This is a genomic window from Paraburkholderia unamae (assembly GCF_003096875.1).
Taxonomy (GTDB): Bacteria; Pseudomonadota; Gammaproteobacteria; order Burkholderiales; family Burkholderiaceae; genus Paraburkholderia; species Paraburkholderia unamae.
Genome location: NZ_QEOB01000007.1, coordinates 115,462 through 127,365, shown reverse-complemented (window position 1 = coordinate 127,365; position 11,904 = coordinate 115,462). Strand labels below are relative to the sequence as shown.

General features: G+C 56.9%; 8 protein-coding genes. 2 read left to right on the top strand and 6 right to left on the bottom strand.

Annotation, left to right across the window (positions count from 1 at the left end; genetic code table 11):
* Window positions 1–9: 9 nt before the first annotated feature.
* Complete coding sequence (locus C7402_RS16300; RefSeq protein WP_116611314.1) at window positions 10–879, bottom strand: restriction endonuclease; 870 nt, start codon at window positions 877–879, stop codon at window positions 10–12.
* A gap of 547 nt (window positions 880–1,426) precedes the next feature.
* Here C7402_RS16300 and C7402_RS16295 point away from each other — a divergent pair.
* Together C7402_RS16295 and C7402_RS16290 are read left to right on the top strand one after the other, a co-directional pair.
* The gene (locus C7402_RS16295) at window positions 1,427–3,769 is read left to right on the top strand and encodes an ATP-dependent nuclease (protein WP_116611441.1); all 2,343 of its coding nucleotides are present in this window, start codon (window positions 1,427–1,429) and stop codon (window positions 3,767–3,769) included.
* Window positions 3,766–5,643: a UvrD-helicase domain-containing protein gene (locus C7402_RS16290; RefSeq protein ID WP_116611313.1), complete on the top strand. Its 1,878-nt coding sequence runs from the start codon at window positions 3,766–3,768 to the stop codon at window positions 5,641–5,643. Before C7402_RS16295 ends, C7402_RS16290 begins: the two co-directional genes overlap by 4 nt.
* Window positions 5,644–6,023: 380 nt before the next feature.
* Here the strand turns inward: C7402_RS16290 and C7402_RS46305 are convergent, their stop codons facing one another.
* The 5 genes from C7402_RS46305 to C7402_RS16260 all read right to left on the bottom strand — a co-directional run bounded on the left by C7402_RS46305 (window position 6,024) and on the right by C7402_RS16260 (window position 11,847).
* Window positions 6,024–7,718: a hypothetical protein gene (locus C7402_RS46305; protein ID WP_133254496.1), complete on the bottom strand. Its 1,695-nt coding sequence runs from the start codon at window positions 7,716–7,718 to the stop codon at window positions 6,024–6,026.
* Window positions 7,719–8,084: 366 nt separating this feature from the next.
* Window positions 8,085–8,711: a PIN domain-containing protein gene (locus tag C7402_RS16275; RefSeq protein ID WP_116611440.1), complete on the bottom strand. Its 627-nt coding sequence runs from the start codon at window positions 8,709–8,711 to the stop codon at window positions 8,085–8,087.
* Window positions 8,712–8,715: 4 nt separating this feature from the next.
* A complete protein-coding gene (locus C7402_RS16270) occupies window positions 8,716–9,906 on the bottom strand; it encodes an XRE family transcriptional regulator (protein WP_011488751.1) in 1,191 nt (396 codons plus the stop codon).
* Window positions 9,899–11,275, bottom strand: coding sequence for a 7-cyano-7-deazaguanine synthase (locus tag C7402_RS16265; RefSeq protein ID WP_011488750.1), 1,377 nt, complete (start codon window positions 11,273–11,275; stop codon window positions 9,899–9,901). Before C7402_RS16265 ends, C7402_RS16270 begins: the two co-directional genes overlap by 8 nt.
* The gene (locus C7402_RS16260) at window positions 11,272–11,847 is read right to left on the bottom strand and encodes a hypothetical protein (RefSeq protein WP_165841905.1); all 576 of its coding nucleotides are present in this window, start codon (window positions 11,845–11,847) and stop codon (window positions 11,272–11,274) included. The genes C7402_RS16265 and C7402_RS16260 overlap by 4 nt, the downstream gene beginning before the upstream one ends.
* Window positions 11,848–11,904 lie beyond the last annotated feature (57 nt).

Sequence of the window (11,904 nt, the reverse complement as noted above, 5' to 3'; positions counted from 1 at the left end):
CTTTCAGGCTCAGTTTGGAAAGAGGTCGCGTACGCGCAGGAAGGGCGCACCGGTTTCTGCCGCGCCACGGACCTTGCGGGTTAGAACCTCGTCAAGCGAAATTTCGCGGTTGAGCATTTCATACAGATCGTAGCCATCCATGCAAATCACGCGTTTGCCTCGGCCAAAGGCAGCGAGGCCCTCCTCAGTGAAGCCGCTATTGCTTACAAACAGGCTACGGGTCCAGGCGGCCTTCTGCTCGATCTTCCCATGGAAGACATGAAGTTCGCCGACACCTATCGGCTTTCCGTGCCATTTCGCCTCGACCAGATACGTCTCGTTGCCAAACTGGAAGCTGCCATCGATCTGTTCGCCCCGAAGGCGGAACGGATCTTGGGGCGCCAATCCATAGGCGTCGAACAGATCCCGGAGGAATTTTTCGAATGCGTAACCGCGTGCATGCGGTTCCAGAGACGTAATGCTTAGCAGGTTGCCCTTGATCTGGGCAATCTTTGCCTTGTCGAAGGCAGGGCTGGCTGGCGGAGTTGGGGGAGTGTTGTCCGGGCGTCCCTCCAACCGATTGATGAGCGAGCGTAGCTTTCTTCCAGCGTCTTCAAGTTTTTCCGGCTCTTTGGTGCGGGCGCGAAGAGCCTCTCGATACTGCCAGAGCGCATCGAGTGTCCGGATAGCGGTTGGTTTGTCGACATTCTGGAGGAAGTAGCGAAGGCGCTTTGCCTTTGAGTTCCCTCCCTGCGCGTAGCGTGGGTCGTCGATATTGACACCCAGTTCGCTCGCGAAAAACTGAGCGAAGGTGCGATCAGTAAAGTTCAGGACGTAGCCGCCGCCCATGTCGAACAGATCATCGATCAACATCATATCGACGGTGCGGATGGTATCCATACTTTCCCTTCCCCCGGAGGGTTGGCCGCCTGCCCCTCTGAAATCCCTAAATCCCTGGCTGACAGCTGGATGTCAGCATAAGCCGGTGCCTATTATAAATAGTGTCTGATAACTGGTGCCCCAAGGCTGTCTGCCGTGAAGGACGGGAAATCCCCTGGAGGGCGGTTCGGTGGTCCGCACCTTTGCGCGGCAGACAATTCCGGGCTGGTCAGCACGGACTTTTGCCACAATAGTCTGCCCAATTTTCCATCAATCGCATTTATATCGGAATAGCTCGCAGCGAACGTATGACGCTTCGGCTTTGTCGGGCAATTTGTGAGACAGGGCAGCCGAGACCGTTTCGCGGTGTGTGACGTGTTCCCGCCGGCCCAATCGCGGAACGTTGAGCGAAATCCGTGGACGATCGCGTAATCGGAAGAACTGTCCATTCACTTTTGCGGCGACTAGCGGCCGTCAAGGTCATCGCTTCCAGAGAAACGGTGTAGTAAGCTGCTTAAGAAAGCTGGCCTTTTGAGCACGCGGGTGGTCCAATAACCGGGGGATGGGGATGCATTTGAAAAAGCTGGTCGTCCGCAATTTCAGGCGGCTACGCAACGTCGTGATCGATCTTGCATCCGACATCTCGATTTTCGTCGGCGCGAACAACAGCGGCAAGACATCAGTTGGGCACGCCCTCCAGTTGTTCACCGGAGGCGGTCGTTTCAACATCCACGACTTCAGCGCCGAGCTTTGGCCCGACATCGTCGCGTTCGGTGAGGGCGAAGGCGAAGGCGAATCGTCCTTGCCTCAGATCGAAATCGACATCTGGCTCGAAATCGGCCCGGACGATGTTCACCGTGTCATCGATCTTCTGCCCAGCCTGGCTTGGGAGGGCACGCTGGTGGGGATGCGTGTCGCCTACGCGCCCAGAAATCCTGCGGAGACGCGGGCGCGCTATGCGGAAGTGCGTCAGCGCGCGCTCGATGCAGTCGCAAAGAATGAAGACGGAGCGCCAGTCTTTGACCCATCGCCACGTAACCTGCGGGAGTTCCTCCGCGACAGGCTGCACGACGAATATGAGCTATGTCATTTCGTACTGGATCCTGCACGTTTCAGCGCGAATATGATCCCAGAGGATGGCTATGCCCCGGCCCCGCTAACCGGTCGCGACCGGAGTGGGCGTGAGATCTTGAACGGTCTTCTTCATATCGACTTCTTGAACGCGCAACGCCATCTCTCGGACGGCCCTGGTGGCTCGCGCGCCGAGGATCTCTCCCACGTGCTCAGTCGCTTCTATGGACGCAACCTCGAACAGAAAGGCGAAGATATCGAGGCGTTGCGTGCCCTGGCAGCGTCAGAGGTCTCGCTCAATGAGCATCTTGAGCGGGTGTTCGAGCCGACGCTTAAGAGCTTGTCGAAGCTAGGTTATCCGGGTCTTTCAAACCCGCGCATGATGATCCGCTCGGCGCTCGACCCGGTCAAGATCATGAACGGGCGCGATGGTGCGATCGTCCACTATGCACTGGGTGGGGATGACGGGAATCCCGACCCGCCCACTTTGCCCGACCACTATAACGGCTTGGGCTTCAAGAACCTCATTTTCATGGTTGTCGAACTGCTCGATCTTCACGCCCAGTGGCTGGCGATCGAGGGGAGCCGTCCGCCGGTCCACCTGATTTTTGTCGAGGAGCCCGAGGCGCACCTTCACGCCCAGCTTCAACAGGCCTTCATCCGGAAAGTGATGGATATCCTCGCGCTTAAGGACGAGGACCGCACGCACTATACGAGCCAAGTCGTCGTCACGACCCACTCGACTCACATTCTTTACGAACGAGGCTTCCGGCCGATTCGCTATTTTCGTCGGAGCCGTTTGCAGAATGTACCGACCTCGGATGTCCTCAACCTATCGCTCTTCTACGACAGCACTGACCCGGACATTCGGAGCTTTCTTGAGCGCTATTTGAAGCTTGCGCACTGCGATCTCTTTTTTGCCGACGGCGCCGTGCTGGTCGAAGGCAATGTTGAACGGCTGCTGTTGCCGCAGATGATCGCCAATGCGGCGCCGCGACTGCAATCGACCTATCTCACCGTCCTAGAGATCGGCGGGGCGTTCGGCTTCCGATTCAAGACGCTGATCGAGTTTCTCGGCCTCACGACGCTTATTATCACCGACCTTGACAGCGTGTTTGGTCCACTGGCGCAGGACGGCGAGGACGCTGCCCATGTTCAGCCAGCACACGTGGCGCCGCCAGCTGAGAATGCGGTGGCTCCGGACGCTGACGTCGAAGACACGGACGATGAAGATGAGGATGCGCCTGCGGTGGCGGAGAAGCCCGGTAAGGCGTGCGTCGCCGGCCAACCCGGCGCAGCGACATCCAATCAGACGTTGGTCCAATGGCTACCGAAATGTGCGACGATCGCCGCCCTGTGGGCTGCGTCGGCTGAGCAGAAGATTCAGGCACGGGCGAACGACAATGACGCTTTGGTACGGGTTGCCTATCAGTGCCGGACTGATGTGACCTGGGGCGGAGAAACCTTGGCGCTCGCCGGTCGTACGCTAGAGGAAGCATTCGCGCTCGAAAATCTGGAATGGTGCCAACACAAAGACCGCAAGCCGCTTCAGCTCCGCATCGCTAAGGCTGGCGAAAAGGACCTGGTTACGCTTGCGGAGCGTATCCACAAGCGGGTGCAGGCAAAGAGCTTCAGCAAGACCGACTTCGCGCTCGCCTTGCTCGCCGAGGATCCGGGTAATTGGACGGTCCCGGCCTATATCGCCGAGGGCCTGTGCTGGCTGGAGACCGAGATCGCGCCGCCGTCGCTAGACGATGGTGAAGACGGCGAGCAGCAAGAAGGAGGCGGTCTTGAGCTGGCGAACGGGGTGGTTGTCGCTGGCGATGGGGTGGTTGCGTGACGAGCCGCATTGGCAGTCCCAACACGCAAGCCGACCTGGACGTTCGGGCGTGTCTCGATCGGATGCCGCCGCGCTCGTTCGTCATGGTCGCCGGCGCAGGGTCGGGGAAGACGACCTCGCTGATCAAGGCTATCGCGCATCTGGCCGAGACACGCGGTCCCGCTCTGCGTCGGGCGGGGCAGCAAATTGCCTGCATCACATATACCGAAGTCGCTGTCGGTGAAATTGTGGCCGACGTTGGCGTCTCGCCGCTATTCCACATTTCGACGATCCACAGTTTCTTGTGGTCGATCATCCGGCCGTTTCATATCGATATCGCGACCTGGGTCGCTACCCGTATCGAGGAGAAGATCGCGGAGCGACGCGAACATTACGACAGGCCCCGGACGCAGGAGAGAACGAAGGCGCGTCTTGCACAGGAGATTGCTGATCTGGAGGCCGAGTTGGATGCGATCGGTGGAGTCGGGAAGTTCGTCTACGGCAATGGCAGCAGTTACGCCGAGGGCATTCTCGGCCACGACGATATCCTTAAGCTTGCTCCAGCGTGTGTCGCTTCGCATCCACTGCTGAGACTTCTTGTTGCTAAACGCTTTCCCTACATCTTCGTCGATGAAAGCCAGGACACCAATCCGGAGGTGGTGGAGGCGCTACGACAAATCGCGGGGGACCATCCTGATCTTTGCGTTGGTTTCTTCGGTGACCCCATGCAGAAGATCTATATGAGCAGAGCAGGCGCTGTGCCGTTGAACGACGGCTGGGCGGAGGTCACAAAACCCGAGAACTTCCGCTGCCCGACATCAGTACTTGGGGTCATCAATGCGATCCGCGCCGGTGGCGACCGCCTAGAGCAGGTGCGTGGTCGGACAGTGACCGTTGATGGCATCCAGCAACCCGTCGCTGGCTCCTCTAATCTGTTCGTCCTCCCGGCGGACGGTGAACGGAGCGCGCACCTCGCCGCTGTTCGGCGGTGGTTGGCGGTCGAAACCGGGGATGATCTCTGGCTAAGCGATATGCGGGAGGGCGATGTGCGCCTGCTTGTGCTGGTGCACCGCATGGCCGCCACCCGGCTCGGCTTTCCCAATCTGTATGCCGCGCTCAATGACCGAGCCCCAATGAGCTTGAGTGAGGGTTTGACCGATGGAACAGCCTGGCCCCTCCGCCCGGTTGCCCAGCACATACTCCCGCTTGTCGTCGCGGCGCGAGCGGGGGATCAGTTCACCGTGATGTCGGTCTTGCGCAGCGAAAGCCCGAAACTCGAGCCCGAGCGGCTTCGAGGACAGGCGACGGCACCTGTTCTTAGAGCGCTGCAACAAGCGCTCGACGGGCTTGTGGCGTTATTGGCGGAAGGATCGCAGGCGACCGTGCGAGACGTCTTGACACTTGTGCGCGATAGCGAACTGTTGCGCCTCGACGATCGCTTTGGCGTGCATCTGGTTGCCGAGCCGGTAGACGACGGCAGCAGCGGATTCGAGAACGTTCAGGCGTACCTGGCGTGCGGTGTCGACGAACTCTGGGCTTACCGGCGCTACTTCACCGAGGAATCACCGTTCGCGACCCATCATGGTGTGAAAGGTGCGCAGTTTGAGCGTGTTCTGGTCGTGATTGACGATGATGAAGCTGGCTTCCGGCAATATTCCTATGGAAAGTATTTTGGGTACGTCCCGCTCTCGGAAAGCGACGAAGCCAGGATTGCTTCAGATGAAGAATCCGTACTTGATCGAACACGTCGCCTCTTTTACGTGTGCTGCTCACGAGCGGTGAAGGATTTGGCAGTCGTGGTTTTCGCCCCTGATGTCACGGCGGCCCGCACCGCGATCGTCGGGAAGAATCTATTTCCCGAGGCCGTAATACGGGGAGTGGAGCATCTGGATTGAGGTCATCGATCTCAAAAAACAAAAAGTTCGAGGACTTGGAGCGCATCTAGCTCTGGCATCAGGATTACGGCGGTTATTGAGAGCTATCCGGTCGGCTTCTCTCGATCGCCTATGCTTGCCGCTTCCGGCTGGCATGCGCGTTCACGCAGGGAACGATAGTGACCGGGTGCGATCCAGTAGCGCACAGAACGAACAATTCGCAATCTAACGGGGTGAGGGCTCAGGTTTCTATCTGCTCCGGCAGTTCGCGTGAAGTTGATTTCTGTGTCTGTCGCCTGGCGTGTGCGGCACCCTTTGCATTCTGTTTGGCACGAAAGTGTGGTCGGAGTTTGCCAGGTCAATGTTGTGCTGATTTGTGCAATGCGGGGATTGACTTGTTGTCAGATTTTGATGTCGAGTTTCTCGAGAGCATTTCTCACTGCAGCTTGACCTGGATGCTTGTCGCCGGACCGTACGTGCCTGAACGAAAAAGCATTACCAGGGCATAGAGCTGTCAGTTTTTTGACGATACCGATGACATGCCTAATCTCCGACAGCAATTGATTCAGCCAGTCGAGAAACGTAAGTTCATCGTGAAGCTCGAAAACCAGACCTTGGAAACTTTCTTCTGCATCAGTTTCCGTGCCATCATCTGCTTTCGCAATTCGCGGGCGCCTCTGTATTTCAATGATATAAATTACCTTTTTGGGGCTAACAACGCGCGCTACAAGTATGCCGCGAGGAAGGCGGTTTTCGACATCGAAGAAAAGCCAGTTGCGCTTCCTTGTTGTAATGTCCTTGTCGTCTTTGTCAAACGGTGTAAGCGCAACGAGTTGCGGTGGCTCGCTGCTTCTGAAACCGTTCTCGTGCGTGTACCATTCAACGCTGCGAACCTGATCGGGATGTGACGTTGGTAGTTTTCGGAGAGCCGTCCATATGTCACGTAGTGTACCCTCGGATTCCATTGCCACATGCGCGTGAATGGAAGCATGGCCGGTGTCAGTCCCGGTACCGCGGACTTCTCCACTTGAGAACGAGTCTGGATTGCCGCCATCGCTGCGTTTCCCCGCGGATGTTTCCGCTTGGTAGCGGCGATAATCCTTAACTACCCGCTTTTCTCCCAATACTTCGAAGTCGTCTTCGACCACGTCGGTCGACGCGGCTCCGAACTGCGGGGCATCAGCATCAGTGAGGTCCACGATCTCTGGAGGGCGAACGATGTGACGGCCCGGTGCTCCTTTCCACGCTTCTCCGACGCCGCTGCCTGTCGCCGGATTTTCCGCTTTGTTCGAATTTTCCCTATCGCGCTGTAGTGGAATGCCGCTTGGCTCTGTCAAGCCGTCGACGCGAAGAGCCAAAAACGTCTGGCCATTGTTTATCCAATGGCCACGGACCTTGATTGTTGCCGTGCCCGAGAACCAGGGGCCAACTTTGGGGAAAGTGTACGAGTCGCCGCGTTTGAATGCAGTCCTGATCTGGGTAAAGATGCTCTTTGCTGCGTTGCGCGCGAAATCGTCGTGCAATGCATGGGCGAGGAATACCGTGTCGCCGTTGTGCAGACGCTTGCGTAATCTGATCGGCCAGTACCCTGGCTCGACCGCTGTCGGGTCGAATGGAGCGAAAAAGCGGTCCGCAGCTTCTTCCCAACGATATGTTGTAAGTATGCGAGGCACTTCCTGGGAGCGGCCATAGCATCTGGTCAAAAACTCGATGCATGGGACCAGAAGGTTGCTGCCGTTGGGCAAGCGGAAGCTCATCAACCAATTCCTGTCGCGTTGATACCGGAGCGGGTAGTCGGAACTGGACAGGGGGCTCGGTTCACCTTTATACGAACACTCATCAGGCGAGGTAAAACTCCATTCCCCGGGATTAAACTCGATCTCGGCACGCAGATCTTCTTGTTCAACGTTGCCAATACGAACTCCATTTTGCCAAACCGTCCCAACGCGCAGAATGCCCAAGTGGGTCAACGCCACGTTAATTTGCTGCCATGCTCGGGGTACATTGTCCTTGTCGAGCGTGCGGAGGAACACTGCGACTTTGGGCACGCTTTCATCGCGGCGGTTCTGAACTACGCCGCCAAACCACCAAACCACGACTCTCCCCTGTATCGCGCGGAGATCCTCACTAGGTCTGACATTTCCGGAGACCGGTCGCACGACGATTGCCCCACTAGGAGAGCGATGCTCAACGGACGGACTGGCTTCGGTAGTTTCGGTGAGTGTATCGAGCGACATTGGGGATAAAATCAATTCTTCAGATAAATTCATCCTACCATAGGGACGGAATAGCAAAGACTCCGAGAAGGCGTGCGCGGCGTACTTCCTGAGGCGTCTTTCAACGGCCTGAGCGCGAAGATAATCACCTTGCTTTCCGCTCGCCCATCTCGACATCGGCCTGCCCGCCGTATGCGCTTGTAAAGGCCGATCGACGTGGGTGAAAAGCTGACGTGATAGTCATTTTTAGCGCGCCGTCAACGCGGTGAAGTCACCATCTTTATGGTTCTGACTGTCAAAAAATCGTTCGCGGTACCCAGGGAGGCACGTGCAGTCGCGCGACCGCTCCACGCCTATGAGTGCGATAACGTCATCCGCACTTTCCGAGGGAATCCGCATGCGACCGTCGCGTAGGGCGTGATATAGCGCGTCTACAGCATGTTGGACACCAAGTGTGGCGATGACCGTCGGATGCCGAAGGAGGTCTAGCGACCAGTGCGGCACTAACGCTGGCAGCAGTGTGCTGGCGCGTGTTCGCCCCCTTCGTTCATCAATAACCGGCCGAAGTTGTCTGGAGGCGGCGATCGCAATCGTCGCGGCCTCACCATCGTCCAGCGACGGAGATGTCGATGTAAGTTCGTGAAACATTGGATACTCGGCATCGGTCAGGCTGACGACCGTAACGATTCGATCTGCCACAAGCGCTCGCAGAAAGCTGTACTCGCCATTTTTACGGCTTCTCTCATGTTCCAGTTCTCCTGCGACAATTTCTGGAACGAGAATGTCGTTCGGGATTGCCGAGAGGATTCGTTCACCATATTTGCACGCGTGAAGGTTAATTAGTACGCTGGTGTCGAGAACCCATTGGTTCACGATATCAATCCGGGAGCTTGAGCAGTTCATCCGTATCCCTTTCCTCAAGCTCGATTTGATCGATAATGCCGCGTACCTCCACTCGGCCTAACTTCAGTAGCTCCGCCAATTGTCCTTCCGACATCAATTCGCGTTTCCAGGCAGCATGTGCCATCAGGCTCAGGCGGTGGGAGATGGGGCGGTCGGCATCGCTTTTCGCAGGATCTCGGCGTTCAGTCATTTCGCCGAGAACCTCCCGAGCGTGCTCATCGGTGATGCCGCCATTGTTTTCGAACCAGACCCAGGTACCTTTCTTGGCAAGTCCTAATTCCTCGAGCCGGAGGCAGCACGCCTGCCGCGATATGTTGTACTGTTGGGCCAGGAGAATTATTAGACGCCGGGTCGTCTTGCCGGTAATTTGCTTCAATTGGCCGAAGCTTTCCGAGAAACTTTCGGCCGGCGTCAGGAAGGCACGACCAAAAGCATTGGCGTAGCGTTCGTCGCGTGACAGAAATTTCTCATCTTCTTCGAGCACCTCCGGAGTCTGACGCGTGCCATAGAAGTGACCGAGCTCATGCGCCGCGGACTGGATGCGCCGGGGTAGTGGATGGCTAGCGTTGAGAAGAATGCAGGCACCAATGTTTTCATCGTAGCTAAAGAGGCCCGCAATCTTCGAGTTGGAAGCAAGGCGACGTTGATACAAGCGTATGCCGAGATCCAGCTCGATTACCGAAAAAATGTCGGCGATCGGTCCCGGGCCAAGACCAAGCCAGTCGCGCAATTCCTTTGCATGCTTTTCGGCGAGTGCCGTGACGTCGCCCTCATTGAGGCCGCGCTCCGGTGGGTAATTTCGTCGGCGCTGGATGCCGAGTATGTTCTCCATTTCTACATCCGCCTTAATCAAGTCGTTGAATAGCCGAATGGCTTCAGCGGTTTGCGCGTCCTCTGTCTCACGCAATTTGCGAAAGCGAGGCACTAAGTCGACGTGGACGGCTTCCCGGCGGAGCAGGGCGTTCACCGATACGCCGTAGTGGCGGCCGAGTAACTGGATTTCCTGAATACGCACGCGGCGTACGCCCTTCTCGATGGATACGAGCGTGGGTCGGGAAACGCCGATGATCTGGGCCGCATCCTCTTGTCGAATGGCAGCGTTCTCTCGCGCTATTCGCAGGCGGCGTCCTATTTCCTGTGCGGTCAGCTCATTCAAATCAGCCATAGCGTCCTCCATCCATCCAGTTGTTCAGGAAGCTTTGTTGCCCTTGAGCGGACAGAAATGCTCGCCATTCCTTGGCATGCGATGCCAACATCAACTTCAGTTTTTTCAACGTTTCCTCGTAGGTGTTCTCGGTCGCGGCCGCAATTTGCGAGGCGTACGCGCGTAGAACGTCATCAGATAGATCGGCCATGTCCGCGAGGTGCTGCAGATGACGCATACCGACGCTTCCATATTCGACCATGATGTCCCGATCAGCTTTTTGAGGAATGACCGACAAAGCGTCATCCACATTAGAAGCAGCGAGGTCGGATACAACATAGGTGTCGGGCGCCTCGCTGACGCCAGCGGCATGCAGACTCAAGCGTCTCAGTAAGCAGGCCGCACACAGCCCGCACTGCTTCCTGCTGCCGACATTTACGACGCGGCGTGTTTGCCAACAGGACCGAGTACTCTTAAGATGCTCTCCGGACTTTCCGGGTATGCGCAAAAATGCGCTTAATGTTTGGCCTTTCGTGAACCACAGGCGCGGCTGCTCAAACCTTACCTGATAGCCTTGCAGAGCCTTGATGAACCGTTCCATCTTCCGGAAGAAAGTTGGATAGTTGCGATAGTCGGCGTAAACGCCGTAGAGCGGAAGCAGCACCGGTCCAAGCGCGCCTTGGCCGCTCTCTGGAACCACAATTCGCGTCACGTTTGAGAGTTGTGCGGCAATCGCTGTTACTGCTGCAAATTGAAAGCCGCGCGAACGGAAGCTACTCTCATTGCCGCGGTATCCACTGATATTGAATGGGATGTGAGTGAAGTAACTATCGCCGTCCTTGCGGGGTTGGCGATTTCCAGCAACCCGGATACAAAGGGCCTCGCCCTCGTCGCCGCTCAAAGCAGACACGGCACGCGAGTCCAAACCATTGCTGTAGGCAACGGCAAAGGTCTTGGTTTTGCCGAAGTCCAGAGGCAACTGCCGCGTGCCAATAGGCGAAGGGGCCTTCGCCTGGACAAAGGTAAACTGCCAAGTGTCGCCGGTCAGGTGGTTGAGGACATCATGGAGGCTCTGCAGAACCTCAGATTTTTGCCAATTCCTTGGATCGGCAACCGGAAGGGTCACATGCAAGATGCGGCGCCAGCCCATCGGACGTTTCCAATAGCGATCAGCGAACTCAACTGCGGCGCAGAGAACCAGCATATTGAAGTGAATTGGTTTGCAGCCCTCGACGTCGAAGCTGTCCAGAGCTGATGCATTAAAGCAAATATGCTGGCCAACTTCGGCGATCACAGCGTCTTTAGGGACAGCGCGGCCCCGCTTCTGCCCATTCTCGAGAACAACGAGGCGCTTGTCAGATCTAGCCGGCTTTTTGGGAATAGTGCTCATTCTTCGGGGCCCTCATCTACGCCGAGTTTTTTCTGAAGCGCCTCACTAAATGCGCGCTTATTGCCTGAGGCCAAAGCAGCGCAGAGTTCCTCGACCTTGATGGAGGAAAACGTCTCGTGGTTTCGTTCAAGCCCTTTGCGATAATCCTCAAGTTTCATGTCTCCAAGGTCGCGGGCGCGGATGCATTGTTCGTCGAGGAGGTTCTTGGTGGTGCCAATCCACTCTTTGGTCGTGCTTTCCAGTGCTCGGTCAAGTGCTTTCTCTGGAGAGATTTGATCCCTGAGATTGGCGACCAAATGCCTGCGCAGAAAATCGGCCAGAGGCAGTATTGGATGGCTGTCAAAGATCGTCTCAATCGATGCCACGGGGTCCAGGTCCATTTGGGGACGTCGGGCATGCGCATGGAGTTCGCCTAAAAGCGGTTGGAAGACCTTCATGTCAACGTCGCCAATCATGCTGTGGCAGGCCTGCGCCATGCGCTCTTCAGCATTCGTGGCATCGCTGACCAATTTCTGGCCGTATACCTTCCAGCGGCTACTTAACGCGGCATTTCTGAATGGTCCGTCAGACATAGCGCCCTCCAATGTCAGTAATGTACGAGACGATTCTGACAATGTCAATATAATTCC